This window comes from Niallia circulans (assembly GCF_007273535.1).
In the GTDB taxonomy this organism is placed as follows: domain Bacteria; phylum Bacillota; class Bacilli; order Bacillales; family Cytobacillaceae; genus Niallia; species Niallia circulans_B.
This window is the reverse complement of the sequence record NZ_RIBP01000001.1, coordinates 965,010-982,028: the sequence shown is the minus strand read 5'-3', so window position 1 is coordinate 982,028 and position 17,019 is coordinate 965,010. Positions and strand designations below refer to the sequence as shown.

Genomic DNA, 17,019 nt, shown 5'->3' with positions numbered 1-17,019 from the left:
TATATATGGGATTAGACGGTTTTTTCTTTGCGAATTAATTAATCTAAGAAGAATTAACGCTCATTTACCGCTTAAAACTGAGTATTTAGAAGATAAGTGTTTGTTTATTGAGGGAGTTAAGGTTAACTTAAAAATGGAAAAAGGTGTATAATGTCGATAGGATTTAATTATATTTGATGTATAGCTCTGCGTTTGAGATTTTGGATATTTTTCTCAGTAGATAATAATATAAGTTAAAGAAATTAGGAATGAAACAATGGTGAAAAAAAGATTCTTTATAAATATTATTAGTTTTAGTTTATGATATAGTTTTGGGAAGGCGTTACTTAGAATCAGATAGAGTGCTAAGATGCTAACCAATCGTAAAAAGGAGCTGTTTTAGTTTTTATAGGGTAAAGTTAATCCTTAATATCACGAGTTACAATGTTAAAAGTACTATTCAAATAATTGCAAGAACAGGAGAAATACATGATGCTAACCTATTCTCAAAAATTAATTAATACATTTCATAATTTTAATTATCTTATGTACCAAGCTCGTATGACTGGCTTCTTTGCTACAGCTCAAAAAGCAAACATAACAAACTTTGATTCCATAATCCAGAGCACTATTAGCCATGGGCTAGAATTAATAAGTGACGGTATGGAATATGAAAACATGAAATCTTTACTAGAATTAAAAAGAATAGAGTTTATTAAAGATGCTTCTTTAACTAGTGAAGATTTGAAACTAATATACATTTGCATGGAATACTTTTTCTATCTAAGTAATTGTGACTATGAAGAGTATCTTATGTTTGTTGAAAAAATTCTTAAACAAGAAGGAACTGAAGAGGACATTACTTTAATCAATAAATCTTTAGATATACTCCTATTTAATGAACAGAGAAATACAATAATTTCAAATGAAGAATTTAATAAATATTTCCAAAATATAAACACCAAGGATACTGGAAATGTATTATCAAAAGAAGAAATCGACAAATTAATGAATAACGATAGAATATAAATATTGCTACTTTCTTCCTATGATGTTAAAATATGAAATGTTACTTTTTTACTATTTTTATATTTTAGGAGGAAACAAATGAAATTTTCTTATAAGAAATCTTTAGCAGGATTAACTTTGGCATTTACACTTTTGATGCCTACTCTAGCATTTGCAAGCGAGGAAAATGAAGTATTATCAGAATTGAATCAAATAGAAATAAATACACTTATTGATAGGCATTACAATTATAATCCAGAAGATTTAAGAGCAGCGACAGAAGAAGAATACGAAGAGATAGTTAATAAAGCAAATGAAGAGTTGGAAGAAAATCCAAATTTAGAAGTAAATGTAGTAGAAATATTAGATGAATTAAATCTATCTGATATTTCTACTGATATTGAAGATGTACAACCAAAAATACAAGCTAGAGCAATTTCGTTTGGATTAGGAGCAGTTGGTTTTGAAAGCTATTCTCGTAGTTCAACGAGATTTTCTGCGCAGCCTCATGTAATAAATTATGTTCCACTTACTACCATTGATCAAATTGCTGGTTATGTAAAAGGATACTCAGTGGTTCCTGGTAGCTCTACATATATTCTTCAATATAGTTCATATTTTTCTGTAGCGAAAGTTAAACAGGGAACAACAAAAGTCTTAAGTAAAAAATCAGTACCTCACTTTGGTAAGTCAGCAAAAATGAAAATCGATGCTTTTATAGTTGATGAAGGAAAATCTACAGCAGCAACTAATACTATAGTTAGTAAAACAGATGGAAAGTTTACAAATTAAAAGTATATTTTACTAGTTTTAATAAAAAAGAACCGTAAGTATAAACTTTGCGGTTCTTTTTTTGTAAAATAATGATTCACGTCCACTTTAATTAAAACTGGTTTAATTGCCTGCATTAACATTCTATTTTTAAATAAATACCTTTGTGTATTATTAATTTATAAACACTATAAAAGTCAATTGTAAAGTCTGATAGCATTTTTTATCTTCCAAGGAGTAATTTAAAAAAAAGAATAAAATTTTGTATTGCTTAGTGACCATGTTTTATTAGGCTGCAATTCTGCCGGATTTACTGGAAAATAGTAGCATAATCTTTATTTGTCTATTTCTAGCTAAATATTGGAAATAAACCATGTGCTAGCACAGCTTCTGTTTTAATAATCAATACTTATGGTTCCGTCTTCAATGAACTAAATTGGATAAAATTAAAGGAAGATATCCTGTACAACTTAAAGAGCAGAAAATATAAAACTTCTCTTTTTTTAGCAGTATCCCACTTTATTAAAATAAATCGATTTTGGGTATTTAAATATGGATTTTTGAAATGATAGAGAATAGAATAAAGCAAATTTCTGAAACTAGTTCTAGTGTAATGAAGAATAGATAAATGAGCCAATAAGAATAATAAGGAATATTATTCTTATTGGCTCATTATGTTATTAGTAATCGTATTTTAGCAAAGGAAAAAATTCGCATTAAGTAAAATTATTCTTGTTGGAGTCCACTTTTTGTTAAATGATATATAGTATCACATTGCTCGGCTACCACCTGACTGTGGGTTGCTATTATTATAGTTTTACCCTTGGAAGCCATTTGTTTAAAAAACTCTAAAACCGTTAATGCTGTATCATCATCTAAGGATCCTGTTGGTTCATCTGCAATTATTACTTTGGGATTGTTTATTACAGATCGAACAATTCCTACTCGCTGGATTTCTCCACCAGATAATTTCTTAATATCCTTATCCAATAAAAGATTAATATCGAATAGTTCGCAAATCTCTGTGATTTCTTTTTCTATAGACGCTTCTAATTCCTTACTTTTTTTATTGAGACTTAGAGGTAGATAGATATTTTGAAATGCAGTTAATTTTGGAATCATCGGACTAAACTGTGATATATATCCGATTTTTGTTCCACGTATAGAAGCCAATTGATTAAGATTTTTGCCTGTCATCTCAATATCTTCAAGCGTGTAGGATCCTGCATTAGGTTTTTCAAGGCCTGCTATGATGTTTAATAATGTGCTTTTTCCAATTCCACTTTTACCTTTTATAGCAACCATTTCTCCAGACTTGACAGTTAAGTTAATATCATTGAGAATATCTGTCTTTTTAAAAGATTTTTTAATATTCTTTAAAACTATTCTAGACATAGATTTACCCCTTTAGATGTTGAACTATATTAACCTTTTTAAATACTCTATCAATCATTATCTTAATTACGAATATAATTATTAATAAGAATACAACACTAACAAATAAAAAATTTACAATAAATATCCATGAATTCATGGATATAAATAAGAAAAGGATTAGCGGTACAAAAATACCAATAATGTTAATTAGAAGAAACTCAATACTTAGATTACCTTTTATATACTTCATATTAGCCCCGCTAATAAGCAATACGATATAAGTGTCTACATTCTTTTTGATTTTTAAATGTAAAATATAAATATAAGTAAGTATCGCGAGACAAAAAATAACAGCAATAGCTATGTAGATCATATTCATATTAGCTTTAGTCATTTTAACTATAGTATTTATCCCTAACCCATTAGCTCCGATGATTTCATAGTCTTTAAAGCCAGTTTGCTCGGAAATAGTATCTACTTTTTTTCTTAATTCCAAAGGTGAATCTTTTGTCAGTAAAAGACTATTAGCAACAGCAAATAAGTTTGCTCGGAAAAAAACTTGTTCTTCTAATTCTTGAGGAAGGTAATTAGATATAGGTTCATTAAAAAGTATTGCCGGTAAAATCATATACTTATCCAATATTATTTCAGGATCATTAGAAGTCATCACTTTTTGAGAGGTAGAAAAAAAGCCGATAACTTTTGCCTTATATTTTTTGTTATAAATTAATATATCTATGATCTCATCCAGTTTATAAATATCAACATAGTCACTACCAAGTATAATAGGAACTACTTTCTCATTATTATTATAAAAGTACTCTTTCTGAGAAAATACTCTTCCCTTTAATAATTGAAGATTATTTAGTTCAAAAACAGAATCATTAACTTGTAATGAGAGGACATCAAAGTAAACTTTATTGTCTAATTCAAAAGTATTAGGTTCAGATAAATCAGATTGATAGTTTGGATTAAACGTATTATCGCCTTTAAAATCTGCAACGCTAATAGGTTGGAAATTTGCTGTATAGGTAACAAATATAGATGAAGAAGATAACTTGTTATTAAAGTTGCTTAATATATCAAAGCCGTCTTTGTTTGAAAAAAACTCAGTCTCTCTATCGTCAAAAAGACGATCTGAAATCTGATAGAGATTCTTATCTTTAAAGTTTGTAGCTGCTTTAGTGTCAATATTTGCCTGATCTAAATTTACTACTAAAATAAAAACTAACGAAAAGAACAATATCGAAATAAGAATCATTAATAAGTTAAAAAACGATTCTGTTTAAATAATATCCATAGAACGCTCAAAATCTTTTTCCACCTTTTCTTACTGTAGAATGAATTATTTGAATCAAACTTATTAAAAGTATGTACAAGTTAGATACTAATATTATTAGCCTCGAAATTATTAGCCACTCGGTAGTCCAAAAAATATTCAAAGACTTATGAATTGAATAATCAATAATAACTAAGATGAATGAAAATAATATAAGTGGAGCAAGTTTGAATCGTAATAAAGTAAGTAAAATTATATATATATTTTTCCCTTCTAAATATAGAATTCTGATTAAAAATCTGTCTTTAAAGACCCAATGAAAAACAACAAAAATAAAAATTATTGTTTAAAAAAATAAACCTATCTTTAATGCATTTATAAGGGTTTTATTGGAGTTTAATGTATATGTTCCAGAAGACTCTGTATCAACAATTTTAATTGATCTTTCTTTTAAAAGTTTTCTTATTTGTTTATAAGAATCTTCTTTTTGTGAATTGAAAATATAAATATTTCCATTTTTATCATTAACCTGTCCATCTCGGGAGATTAACCAAATATCATTATTTAATTTATAGGAGTCTAAGTAGCTGAAAGTTCCAATAATTTCATAATCCTTTGGCACGTTTTCTTTTTGTGCATTTTCCCCGATAATTGCTACGTTCTCTTTTCCTAAGGTAATCTCACTGTAGTTCTCGATCCAATTTATAGGTGGTAATAAAACCTTCTCACCCAATAAGATATTTTTTACTTTATTAGAGTCTTGTTGAGATTGTATTAATATAGAATTATCTTGATTTTTCATAATAAAAGAAGGATTTTCATTGGTAATAAATGTGATTGCTCGTTGATCTATGTATCCATTATTAAGTAAGTTTATACTGCTTAGATAAGATGCAAAATATGCTAATAATAAAATGCATAAATGTATGACTAGAAGTATAGGTATATAATTTAAGTTGAAAATAAAATATTTTTTCATATTTATATTATTACCTAAAAATAGGAAATGGCCAAAGACCATTTCCTATTTTTGGTAGGTATTAGTTTCCCCAATAAGTTTTCGCAACTACTGCTACTGGATCTATATATTCACTTTTAGCAGTGGTTGAACCAGTTCCCCATACTCTTTTGCTATCTCCTTCAACACGACCAAAAGATCCTTCAAATCTTGCTCTTGAGTAATGGTAAGCATCCTTCCATTCTGTATGAGCAACAACTTGCTTAGCTACGTACGTAGTATGTACTTTATAGTTAAAAGACGCAGTATGTTTTTGTGGTTTTTTTGCAACTTTAGTAGCCATAATTGAAAATTGTGAGGGATTTTCCGAAATCCAGCTACCTTCGCCTTCAGTCCATCCACCTTCTGCAGCATGAGATGTAACAGGTGCTACATAGAGTATTCCAGCTGCTAGTGCAAGTGTGGCAGGAATTTTAAAAAGTTTAGATTTGGTAATTTTGTTCATTAATAATACCTCTTTCCTTTTTTTTTTATTTTACTAGGAATATATTACATAATTACCAATTTATTTTTAATGCATTTATTCTATTCTTTGGAAAATATATTTATAATTCGTTCCGCTACACCATCTAATATATAAATTTAGGTGTTTTAAAGAGTGCAATGGGAATAGCTAAAGATGGCTATTTTGGAATAAGTTTTAGTACTGTCATTAAGCGGAATTGGCGAATTGGGTTTTAGTACATCAAATTCATTTAAAATTTAGTATTGACTATTAATCTGGCTCTAATAAAAGTCATTATTGTAAAAAAAATTAGTTTCCTAGCCACAAAGGTAAATAAAGTTACTGTTCAACATGTGAACTATTGCTAATGTTCATTATTTTAAAATAATATAGTACGTTGGTACTGAGTTGTGAAATTTACATTTCTTATATATAGAAAAAACTTGATTTTTGCAACTCGTAAACATAAAAATCAAGATTTACTGATAAGTCACTCAATTATCATTCTAGTATCACTTATTGCAGATGCTGATTTTATAGTGGTTTTATTAAAATGCAATTAACAATTAAATATGAATATATAAGGAAAGAAGATAAATTCTGGTATACTATAATTTTTTTCTTAATCGCACATTATAACCATTATGTGCGATTAGATAGTAATAAATAGGTTGTAAAAGACTGGTTTAAAAAATTAGTTATAAATTCAAAGTGTTGGAAGAAGCATTTTAAAAAATTAGCTGAGTAGTTGTCCATGGAAAAAATCTGATTTTCTTCTGAGAGAAAATTAACTGAAGTAAAACACTAATAAATGTAATGGTCTCAAGAATGAGAAATAAATTTTATCGTTGAATAAAAGAAATGGAAAACATTATTATCAATTTACACACAAAAATCTAATCATTTCTAACCTAAACTGAAACGAGATATTTTGAAAGCTCTTCTTCCTCCAACTGCTCAATGGTCTTCTTAGCTATTTTGAGATAAACAAATTCAGCTGGGAATATTTTAAACAATTCAAACTCTAACGCTTTTCAGAAGATCAACCTACCAGTCCGATGAATTCCTTCTCTTGTACTGTCTGAATATCCTCACTCCTTTAAATCGTTTAAGAATCTTGATATCGTAAATTTCAGCTTTAACTGACCAAAGTAAGGAAGCAATTTCCCGATTTCATGACATACTTGAATGGTTGCGGGTTTAACATTTTCCGCTTAACTGTAAATAGTTTCCATTCTTTTGTAAAATTGCTAAAGGTTTGACAGGACTCCTTAATACAAATCATATTTTCCATTATGGAACGTCAAGGTTTCAGCTTTTTCAGTTTCTTTTTTCTTTGGAATACCACTTTGGTCTTTTGCTGGCGTTTACCAGTTACTGGATCAATCCCGATATCCACGTCAAAAGCCCATTTGGATTCGCTGGTGCAAATTTTCTACTTGCAAGTACTGCCTCGTCTGTAGAAATATTCTTTAATTTCATGGATTACCTGGTTTTCTTTGTATTTATGTAACAAACAAATATCCATTATGTCCGATTTTATAGTGAGTTTATTTCGGTTTTTCTTTCAGTGTTAAAGTTAAAATTAGATTTCTATATGTTTTATGTCTTATTTTGTCGAATTTATCTTTTTTGTAGTGAATATTGCTATATTGTATTTAGGAATTATTTACTATTTATACATAATCGTAAGGTATATGCATAAAAAAGAAGGGGAAGGATATAATAATGGTTTTTTAAAATCAGGCTGATATGCCAGAATGTTGCCCACCCTCCGACGCAGGAGCAGATAATTTAGAACCAGTTTATAGATATACCAAAAAAGAAGTGGTTGAAGAAACTGACTTTGAAAATCATTTGGAAGCGAATATCCCTTATCAAGAAGAAGATAAATGTGGAGCGATAGCTCTTTCATTTTACACATCAGAAAAAGCAGCAAAAGGCCTCAGACTTCAATTAGTAAAGCTATATGAAAATGCAAAGTCCCGTGCGGATATCTGTCGAGAGTATGAAATCACACCATCCTCATTAAATCGTTGGATTAAAAATCATCAAGATACTGGATCCTTTTCTGCGAAAGATAATCGTACAGAGGAAGAGAATGAGTTAGTGAGATTGCGCAAAGAAAATCAACGCTTAATGATGGAGAATGACATTTTAAAGCAAGCTGCGCTGATTATGGGACGAAAATAAACGTGATTCGAAATAACACACACAAATATTCAGTATCAGCAATGTGTAACGTCCTCCATATACCCAAAAGTAGTTACTACTATCAAGCCAATTTGTGCGAAAAAGAAGCCCATGAAAGAGAAGAAGTGGAGCTTTCCAATGAAATTCAACGCATTTTTAAGGGAAGTCGTTGTAACTATGGTACTCGCAAACTCAAAGTAGAGTTAAAGAAGCAAAACTAGATCGTTTCTCGTCGTCGAATCGGTCGGATTATGAAACAACTAGGCTTGGTATCGAATTATACGGTGGCACAATACAAGCCATATAAACAATCCAGTAAGGAAGCTCCTACCCGAAACGAGTTAAAACGTCCATTTAACCAAGAAGAAGCATTAACAGTAGTTGTAAGTGATTTAACATACGTCCGTGTCGAGAAAAAATGGCATTACGTATGCTTATTTGTCGATCTTTTCAACCGAGAAATTATCGGCTATAGTGCTGGTCCAAATAAGACAGCTGACCTGGTATATAAAGCATTGGCAAGCATTAAAGGTAACTTGCATAACATTCAAATGTTTCATACAGACCGAGGAAAAGAGTTTGATAATAAACTACTTTCCGAGGCTTTAGAAACATTTGGGATTCAAAGATCTTTGAGTACAAAGGGATGTCCATACGATAACGCCGTCGCCGAAGCCATGTTCAAAGTCTTCAAAACGGAATTCGCAAATGGAGCCCATTTTACTTCTCTTGAACAGCTAAAACTGGAATTAAATGATTATGTTCATTGGTTTAACCATATTCGAATTCATGGAACACTCGGTTACTTAACGCCAGTAGAATTCAAGAAACAGGCCTTATAAAAGTTGTCCAGTTTGGTTTTGACATTCCACATTTACCTATCTTTGTGAATGGTCAACAAGAGAAAGTGTAAGAGCAGTTTAAATTGTAATTAACGGTGATGCCCATATAATAACTCTGGGGAGAGGTGCTTTTGCCGATCATGACTGAGTAAAAAGTGGCAAATGAAGAACGTTTTTTCAGTATTTAACGCAGAATAAATGCTTCATTCGATAGCAAATATTAAAGAATTTGAGATTATTAAAGACAACTTGATTGAATTGGGTTGTTTAAATACTATATAGATTTCCTTGAATAAAGGGAGGTCTTTTTCTTATGTCGCTAAAGGGGCAGCATTCCTGTAATAAATGAAGAGGTTCTTTCTTGTGTCACAAACTGGTCAGTATAGTGCAAGAAGGATAACCCAAAATAACCTAGAATAAGTATCTAGATTGAAGATTTTGAAGAAACAAAAATATTATTAAAGGAATAATCAAATGAATAACAGGGTTAAAGAATTTTGGAATGAGTTTTGTGAAGAAACTAAAAAAGAAGGAATTCAATATAGAGATGCTTTCCAATTTGGTGCTTCTGCTGATTGGTTAGCAGAATTAGTTGTTACTGGAAAGAAGAAAGCAACAACTTCTGGTCTAGTGTTTTATGAAATGGAAAAAGAAGCAATTCCTACGGTTGGTGAGTATTATATTGTTTTAAATGGTAAGGAAAATCCAGTTGCGGTTATAGAAATTGAATCTGTGCAAGTTGTTCCAATGAATGAGGTTACCGAAGAATTTGCTTTAGCTGAGGGTGAGGGTGATTACCGATTCTGGTGGAATGCACACGAGAAGTTCTTTACTGAATTGTTAAAAGAGTATGATATAGCATTTTCACCAAATATGTTAGTTGTGTGTGAAATGTTTAAAAAAGTATATCCCAAATAAGCAAATAAATGATAAAGAATAATAAATAGAATTTTATTAAGCAGTTGTTCCCTGTTCCGAAAAAACAAGTTGTATTTAAAAGCTTTATTTATTTAAGGTGTAATATACCTTGAAAAATTCTCCATGAAATAACCAAGATTGTAAATTGTATTACTCAATTAATGAGGGGCATTAATCCTAGAGGAATAATGCCCCTGATTGGTTATGATACTAACGGAGTAGTATAATTTTAGTGGAATAAATCACATATTATTTTTTGTATGAATCAAACATATTTGTATTGTCTGGTATATTTTCTAGATAGGTTATTTTTCCGTTTTTATCCAACTCAGCGATATCTTTACTGTTTGAGTAAAGACACTCAACCAAAAACGGTTTATGATCCAAGTATCGTTTCGGATGAACAATTAATAGAATGGGGTAAAGAAGCTATGAAAAATGGGGAAGTTAATGGAAGGGTCGTTGATGGGATTGCATCTAATGGGGTGCGATTTAGAGGTTTCTTAAATTTAGAAACTAACGAAATTACTAACTTCTTTCCGACTATCGAATAGTAAAGAGGTGTTTTTATATAATGAGAACAGAAGAACAAAGAGAATTAATTAAGGTGTACTATCATGTGATGGGTGATGGAAGATTTCTGACTATTTTAGAACATATATCTAAGGCAATAGGATATGGAGATGAATATGCTCGATTCGTTTTTGCTAATAATTGGGACGAGTGGGAAGAAGATTACTTCGGAGAAGAAGGGGTCTGCTATTACATAGATGCTCCTGCGGTTGAAGAGGATGTCGAATTCGTTTTAGATTATGATACATTCTATCAATATTTAGTCGAAGACAGTGAGGAGTACCTAGAAAAGTATCCTAACAATCGTGTTCATGTAGAAGAATTATTAGGGGAAATAAGAAAGAGATTTAACATTAAAGGGGTGTAGTAACTTGTGAGGGGAACCCTTTCAAGTTTTTATTAAAAATACTTTCTTATTGTTGACCCAAACATGGTAAAAAGGCTCCGAAGGGTTTAGTGATTTTTCAAACCTTATGGAAGGATGATAAAAGCGGCGTTTATCCAGTAAATATATTAATGTCTCTTTTTATCGGCACTAACAGGACAGAATTCCTGTAATAAATGAAAAAATTGCTTATGGAAGAAACGGGGCAGGATAGTATAAGTACATTTATTCACAAATTATATAATAGAACTAAATTTTTAATAAATGCTACTAAGTCAAAAAGCGACCTTAATAATAATTAGAACGCTTTTTGTCTATGTATTTGAAATTATTGCCTATAATTCTTCACTGTTACTCTTTAAAATCAAAGGATAGCCTTTTTATGGTGTTATAGTGGCAGTATTCCTATAAAAATGGAAGATACCTTTCTTAAGAGTGTTAATTAGAAAACACTCTTCTTCCTAGTAATATTAATCTGATTATGCTTTTTCTGAATAATAAACATTTACAATGTAATCAAAAAACTGGTCCCTTCAATAACGAACCAGTTTTCATACAAGGAACTATTTTGGGTGATGTTATAAAAAAGGTTGATTATTATAATAAAGTTCTCTTTCTATAAAAATAATTAAATATACAAATCATCGTTTGAAATTATGGGCTGTTGGTCCCAAACGAAGTGAAACGTTAAATATAATACATCTTTTCTTTTGTATACTTTTATTGGATGTTTTAACTGATTGTGTATAATTTTTGTAATGTTTTCCTAATTAGGAAGTTTTAAAAATGTTTTTCAAAGCTTTTCCATACAAATTATGAGGGACACGACCTTCGGCAATATAATGAAGAGTAGCCATACCATTTCCTAATGATAGAATAGTCCATGCAAGTTCTTCTGCTGATGGAGCACTCTCACGATTCTTCGGTTCGATCATACTTTCAATACCCTCAGAAATTTGTTCTACCGATTCCACAATCATGGCAGTCCACTTTTTACGTGCTGATTCTTGACGCATGGAATATAAGAGAAATTCCATGTTAAGGATGCTCCAAACTTTGTTTGTTTGTCTCTCTAAGTCAAAATGATATTCTATTTTTTCGATAAACTGATCAATGGAATGTTGTTTTTTCATGGCTTGATGAATAGTATCTACATCTCTTTTCATTTTCTCTTCTAATAAGGCTAGAAACAGTTCTTCTTTTGAACTAAAGTTGGCGTAAACGGCTCCTTTGCTATATCCTGCATATTCCGCAATTTTATCCACTGATGCCCCATGAAATCCTAGTTGAGCAAAAATTTCCGCAGCTGCATCCAGAAGCATCCTTCGTGTTTCTATTTTTCGCTCCTCTTGAGTCATTCTTTTTCTATTCATTGTTCTTCCTCCTCTTGACAATATTAACACACTATAATAATATACCAATTAGTATTTAAATACTAATTGGTATATTATTATAAGAAAGATTAAATGATTTTAAAAAATTGAATAGGGCATTGATTAACTGAATGCTCTAAAGTGCAATTTAAGAGGAGGCGCTAATATGGATAAATATATCTACGAAGGGTTTGCTGAATCGCTTATAAAGACCCATCAGACACCAGCAACAATAATTGCGTTGAACAATCAACGCTACGAAAAAAGCTTCGGCTTCCGTAATCAGGAAAAGCAATTACCTGTAACTGCAGACACTATCTTTGGTATTGGCAGTATTACAAAGTCAATGACAAGTATTGCGATACTTCAGCTACAAGAAGTTGGAAAAGTTTCTGTACATGACACCATTAAAACATACATACCAGAAATTACGTTTGAAGGAAGTGATAATATAACAATTCATCATTTGCTGACTCATACATCGGGTATTCCACCATTGAATACACTCTTTTACGCGAATAAGCTCTCAATGGAAAGGGATGGTACATTCGATTTGCAGATTAAGTTGGGTGTACCCCTTGACAGAGAGCAAAATAGCATTGATACATATGATGATCTGATAAACTATTTAAATACGATTCAACTTGTACCCCTTGATAAACCTGGACAATCATTTAGTTACTCAAACGATGGCTACGCTTTACTGGGCATTATAATTGAACGTGTTAGTGGATTGTCATATGAAGATTATATAGAGAAAAACATCTTTCAACCTCTAGGGATGAAAAACAGTTTCTTTCAACTTGATCGTATCGATCAACGGGCAGCTTGCTTGTACAGCGTGAATCCACTTACTGGAATGGTTGAATATTCACCTGAATGGTGGGATGCTCCTGCGATGCGACCAGCGGGTTATGCAAAGTCAACGGCCAATGATATGCTCCGTTTCGGAGATATCTTTTTAAAAGATGGGAACGGTATTTTAACTCGAGAAAGTCTTACTGTGTTAACTTCAAAACACATTGAAGCGGAACCTGGTGTGTATTATGGATATGGCCTTATCGTATTACCTGAATATTTTGGCACTACGCTTATTACACATGGTGGAAGTATTAAAGGCGCATCAGCACAATTTGCAGTATTACCTGAGAGAGATATTGCTGCCATTTGTTTAACGAATATTGCAGGGGCACCTGCTGAAGCTCTTTTAAAAGGGGCTGTGCAATGTGAAATGGATATTAAGCCTGATAAAGTAGCAATGCAATATGAAGATTATATGCTCACTGAAAAAGACCGCCATGCAATCATCGGTACATATCAATCTAGTGAGGGTCTAGCAATCAAAGTCTATGAAAAAAATGCTGCAATTTTTGTGGAATTCCAAGGAACTGAACTTCCAAACCGTACAGTGGGCCAAAGGGCTGTCACAATTACAATGAATGGGACCGAATTCTTGCTACAGTTTTCAGATAATCGTCTTCATTTTGGGTTTAGGCAACTCTTAAAAAGTAAGAATGAATAAATAATATAGATTTCAAAGATTGTTGATTACTTAGTTCTATCAACAGTCTTTGCTTATTGATAGAAAAGCAGCTCAGAGGGAACACTGATTAAAAAATCTCTGGGAAATTTATTAAGGGAACCGTGTGCGGCTAATTTATGTCCATTTTAGTGACCACTTGATGGTGGTATATAAATGATTCGTTTTAATGCTAAGCTTATAAGAAATAATATTTAAAATTATTCATATATTCTCGCTTTTTTCACTATTTTTGAGAGATAGTACTTTTTGTTCTGTCTTTTTTATTTGAGGAATTATAACAAAAACTACGGAGTAAATAAAAGATACCAATTTTTATATTTTACATTTTGGGTATCTTTGCTATAAATATCCTTAAAAGTGCTTGGAGACAAGGAAGTTCCGCAATAAAGGTGATAACAAGTATCGATTATATGTAATGTTCACAAAAATGTAAGAACTCTCAACATAGCCCAAAATCCAATAATTATCATTTAATGATAATTATTGGATTTTGGACTACCGCCTTAGGAGTGTTGTTTTTTGGAATTTACTTTTTCTTAAAGTATTTTAAAATTTTTTGGAAAGAATGAAATTTATAAATAACGTAAACAACTACGTACTGCAGTTTAATTTACAAATGTACCTAATAACCCAGCAGTCTTCAAACTATTAAGTTCGAAAACTCTGCTGGGTTTATATTCTAATAAAAAAGGAGGATTTAAACTTGAAGAACACACATATTTGTCCAAAGTCACTTTTCCTGATTTTCTCAATATATTAAACTAGCCCTATGGAAGAAACGGGGAAGGTTAGCGAAAAAAATTTAAGATATGAAGACGGCTCTAAAACTAATTATTGCTGACTGGTAACATGTTCACTAGCTTTAGCAGGTAATACAGAAGGAAACTTAATTTGAATAGATAAAAAACAGTATAGAAATAGAATAAAAAGAAAGGGTTCTAAAGAGAGTCGTTCTTTTTATACGTGAAAAGAAAGTTTCAACTGACTCAAGTATCGGCTGTTGAAGTCTAACAAATCATGTTTGGAGCTGCATACTGGCTGATTTGCTACCGTTCATCATAAATCAGTAATGCCTGCTAGCTCCATAAATTTTGAGAGAGCACTGGTCATATACGAATCACGACGCATTATAAACACAGTGGGAACTGTTCTATGTGGATCTGGTAATGGATGGCAGTTAAGTTTGTCCTGCATCCGTGATTCAACCATAGATATTGGTAATACGGTGACTCCTAACCCGTTTTCAACGCATTTAAGGACACCTTCTAGAGTACCATATTCCATTACCCTCATAGGAGCAAAATCATTGTCCGCAAGCCATTTTTGCCAAATTCCTAAATATGTGCAATGTGCGAATGATGAAAGTAGTGGTTCATGTAAAATTGATTCTATATGAAATGTTTCTGTAGAGTAGCTTGTAATCAGAACTAGGGATTCTTCAAGTACAGGGTACTCAATAATTTCTGGATGAAGAATTGGCCCATCAACAAATGCTCCGTCTATCTTGTAATTGAGAATAGCATTAACCTGATCTACAGTAGGTGCCATATATAAGCTCAGGTCTACACTGGGAAATTCTTTGTGATATCGAGAGAAAATAATTGGTAATCGTGTAGTAGCAGTTGATTCCATAGCTCCGATGTGCAAAGATCCTCGCGGAGTAGAGGAAAGCTTGACTGCTTCAATAGCTTCCTCAAAATCGAAAAGCAACTTATTTACATATGGTAATAATTCACGACCTGCAGGGGTCAGTGATATTTTCTTATGATATCGGTACAGCAGGGGAACTCCTAATTCCTGTTCAAGACGCTGTATTCTTGCAGTAACATTTGACTGTACATAATTTAATTTCTCAGCAGCCTTAGTAATACTTTGTTCAATAGCTACTGCCTTAAACACTTCTAAAGATTTAATATCCAAAACAATTTTCTCCTTTAGCATCACAAAATGTGATTAACTATCCTCTTTTATTTGATTTTACATGATGTATCGGAGTATGTAAACTTAGTTTGTAAGGGTTTTATGTTAAGACTAAGTAATAGAGTAACTTATTATTCTATTCATTAATGAGGAGGAAAATAGAGAAATAGCTATGTAAGTTAAAACACAGAGTTGTCGATAACGAGGAGGTAAGTTCTTGATTTCAAAGGTCAATATACAGGATGAATTTTTACAAATAAATGATTATTGGAATCCTAGAATAGGTGGTGAGTTAAACGATTCAAACATAAAAATGGTGAAGATTAAGGGTGAATTTATTTGGCATCACCACGATCATGAGGATGAGATGTTCTTCGTATGGCGAGGAAAGCTGATAATACGTTTGAGAAATGGTGAAATAGTTCTTAATGAAGGAGAATTTATTGTTATACCTAAAGGAATAGAACATCAGCCAATTGCTGAAGAGGAAGTCCATTTGTTATTAATCGAACCAAAAACCACGCTAAATACAGGAAATGTGGTCAATGAACGGACTGTGTTGAACCCTCAAGGAATTTGATAAATTGCTGAAAGTTTAAAAGTAGGATTGGTTAAGATGAATCGAGTCAATATGGTATATAGAATTCAAAAGGTGGGGGTTAATATTAATTATCAAGCCATTAATCTGAATGAGAAATTTTCTAAGTTTCACGAACGCTGGTCTCCAAAGGTCATTGGTGAAATGAATGACTATCAATTCAAAGTGGTCAAAATAGAAGGGGATTTTGTGTGGCATGATCATCAAGATACCGACGAGGTGTTTATCGTTCTCGCTGGTGAAATGTTCATTGATTTTCGCGATGGTCAAGTTAAGGTGTCTCAAGGAGAGATGTTTATAGTGCCAAAGGGGACCGAACATAAACCTTTCGCTACACAAGAGTGTCATATCATGTTAGTAGAGCCAAGAGGAATTGTAAATACTGGCGATACTAAATCAGCATTAACCGCAGTTAATGATATCTGGATCTAATCTAATGATAAAATATAAACAATTATCAAACGTTATAGTAAGTGTGGAAAGAATTTACTAATACTATTTCGACTGAATGTTTAAATTAGAAATTGCTTAGATTCAAAAAGAAAAGAGTTATTTATTAAGTACCAGACGAATTACTGAAGTGGATTATGAAATAAAGAATATTTTTAGTAAGAGGAAATGACATTTATTTTGTCCAATTAATAAAATTACTAAAGACAACCTTATGTTACATTTTCAGAAAAATTATTCTAATTAAATATTTCTGAAAATTATATTGACAACTTGAAATTACTGATATATTATAGCCTATAATTAAATAATAAATAAGCAAAGATTGGAAATAGTAAAAGGTTTAT

General features: G+C 31.5%; 15 protein-coding genes, 1 pseudogene and 1 other annotated feature (1 of these 17 cut by a window edge). Of the genes and pseudogenes, 9 read left to right on the top strand and 7 right to left on the bottom strand.

What is annotated here, in order from left to right; translation table 11 throughout:
- Positions 1 to 468: 468 nt before the first annotated feature.
- Positions 469 to 1,008, top strand: coding sequence for a hypothetical protein (locus CEQ21_RS05700; protein ID WP_185763648.1), 540 nt, complete (start codon positions 469 to 471; stop codon positions 1,006 to 1,008).
- A 78-nt stretch (positions 1,009 to 1,086) separates the two neighbouring features.
- Entirely contained in the window at positions 1,087 to 1,779 is a 693-nt protein-coding gene (locus CEQ21_RS05695) for a hypothetical protein (protein ID WP_185763647.1), read from the top strand.
- Between the two features lie 705 nt (positions 1,780 to 2,484).
- Here the strand turns inward: CEQ21_RS05695 and CEQ21_RS05690 are convergent.
- The 5 genes from CEQ21_RS05690 to CEQ21_RS05670 form a co-directional block, all read right to left on the bottom strand.
- On the bottom strand, positions 2,485 to 3,153 hold the full coding sequence (locus CEQ21_RS05690) for an ABC transporter ATP-binding protein (RefSeq protein ID WP_185763646.1): 669 nt from the start codon (positions 3,151 to 3,153) through the stop codon (positions 2,485 to 2,487).
- Between the two features lie 4 nt (positions 3,154 to 3,157).
- The gene (locus tag CEQ21_RS05685; RefSeq protein WP_185763645.1) at positions 3,158 to 4,378 is read right to left on the bottom strand and encodes a hypothetical protein; all 1,221 of its coding nucleotides are present in this window, start codon (positions 4,376 to 4,378) and stop codon (positions 3,158 to 3,160) included.
- 382 nt (positions 4,379 to 4,760) lie between these two features.
- Positions 4,761 to 5,393, bottom strand: a complete 633-nt coding sequence (locus CEQ21_RS05680) for a hypothetical protein (protein ID WP_185763644.1) — start codon at positions 5,391 to 5,393, stop codon at positions 4,761 to 4,763.
- 61 nt (positions 5,394 to 5,454) lie between these two features.
- Positions 5,455 to 5,877 (bottom strand): hypothetical protein, encoded by a 423-nt coding sequence (locus CEQ21_RS05675; RefSeq protein WP_185763643.1) that lies wholly within the window; start codon positions 5,875 to 5,877, stop codon positions 5,455 to 5,457.
- A 1,303-nt stretch (positions 5,878 to 7,180) separates the two neighbouring features.
- Positions 7,181 to 7,309: an Arm DNA-binding domain-containing protein gene (locus CEQ21_RS05670; protein ID WP_185764105.1), complete on the bottom strand. Its 129-nt coding sequence runs from the start codon at positions 7,307 to 7,309 to the stop codon at positions 7,181 to 7,183.
- A gap of 470 nt (positions 7,310 to 7,779) precedes the next feature.
- Here CEQ21_RS05670 and CEQ21_RS05665 point away from each other — a divergent pair.
- From CEQ21_RS05665 to cdiI, 4 genes and pseudogenes are all read left to right on the top strand, one after another.
- Positions 7,780 to 8,912: pseudogene (locus CEQ21_RS05665) on the top strand (IS3 family transposase).
- A gap of 474 nt (positions 8,913 to 9,386) precedes the next feature.
- The gene (locus CEQ21_RS05660) at positions 9,387 to 9,830 is read left to right on the top strand and encodes an ASCH domain-containing protein (RefSeq protein WP_185763642.1); all 444 of its coding nucleotides are present in this window, start codon (positions 9,387 to 9,389) and stop codon (positions 9,828 to 9,830) included.
- 260 nt (positions 9,831 to 10,090) lie between these two features.
- On the top strand, positions 10,091 to 10,384 hold the full coding sequence (locus CEQ21_RS05655) for a CdiA family toxin C-terminal domain-containing protein (protein ID WP_185763641.1): 294 nt from the start codon (positions 10,091 to 10,093) through the stop codon (positions 10,382 to 10,384).
- Between the two features lie 20 nt (positions 10,385 to 10,404).
- Positions 10,405 to 10,770 (top strand): ribonuclease toxin immunity protein CdiI, encoded by a 366-nt coding sequence (gene cdiI / locus CEQ21_RS05650; RefSeq protein ID WP_185763640.1) that lies wholly within the window; start codon positions 10,405 to 10,407, stop codon positions 10,768 to 10,770.
- A 788-nt stretch (positions 10,771 to 11,558) separates the two neighbouring features.
- Here cdiI and CEQ21_RS05645 read toward each other — a convergent pair.
- Positions 11,559 to 12,161 carry a TetR/AcrR family transcriptional regulator gene (locus CEQ21_RS05645; RefSeq protein ID WP_185763639.1) on the bottom strand — a complete coding sequence of 201 codons (603 nt, stop codon included), beginning with the start codon at positions 12,159 to 12,161 and terminating at the stop codon, positions 11,559 to 11,561.
- Between the two features lie 166 nt (positions 12,162 to 12,327).
- On the opposite strand from CEQ21_RS05645, the gene CEQ21_RS05640 reads away from it, so the two are divergent.
- On the top strand, positions 12,328 to 13,683 hold the full coding sequence (locus CEQ21_RS05640; RefSeq protein WP_185763638.1) for a serine hydrolase domain-containing protein: 1,356 nt from the start codon (positions 12,328 to 12,330) through the stop codon (positions 13,681 to 13,683).
- A 1,077-nt stretch (positions 13,684 to 14,760) separates the two neighbouring features.
- Here the strand turns inward: CEQ21_RS05640 and CEQ21_RS05635 are convergent.
- Entirely contained in the window at positions 14,761 to 15,624 is an 864-nt protein-coding gene (locus tag CEQ21_RS05635; protein ID WP_185763637.1) for a LysR family transcriptional regulator, read from the bottom strand.
- Between the two features lie 217 nt (positions 15,625 to 15,841).
- On the opposite strand from CEQ21_RS05635, the gene CEQ21_RS05630 reads away from it, so the two are divergent.
- Positions 15,842 to 16,204, top strand: coding sequence for a cupin domain-containing protein (locus tag CEQ21_RS05630; protein WP_185763636.1), 363 nt, complete (start codon positions 15,842 to 15,844; stop codon positions 16,202 to 16,204).
- Between the two features lie 84 nt (positions 16,205 to 16,288).
- Positions 16,289 to 16,654, top strand: a complete 366-nt coding sequence (locus CEQ21_RS05625) for a cupin domain-containing protein (RefSeq protein ID WP_185764104.1) — start codon at positions 16,289 to 16,291, stop codon at positions 16,652 to 16,654.
- 330 nt (positions 16,655 to 16,984) lie between these two features.
- Positions 16,985 to 17,019: a binding site (T-box leader), on the top strand; it runs 211 nt beyond the window's last position.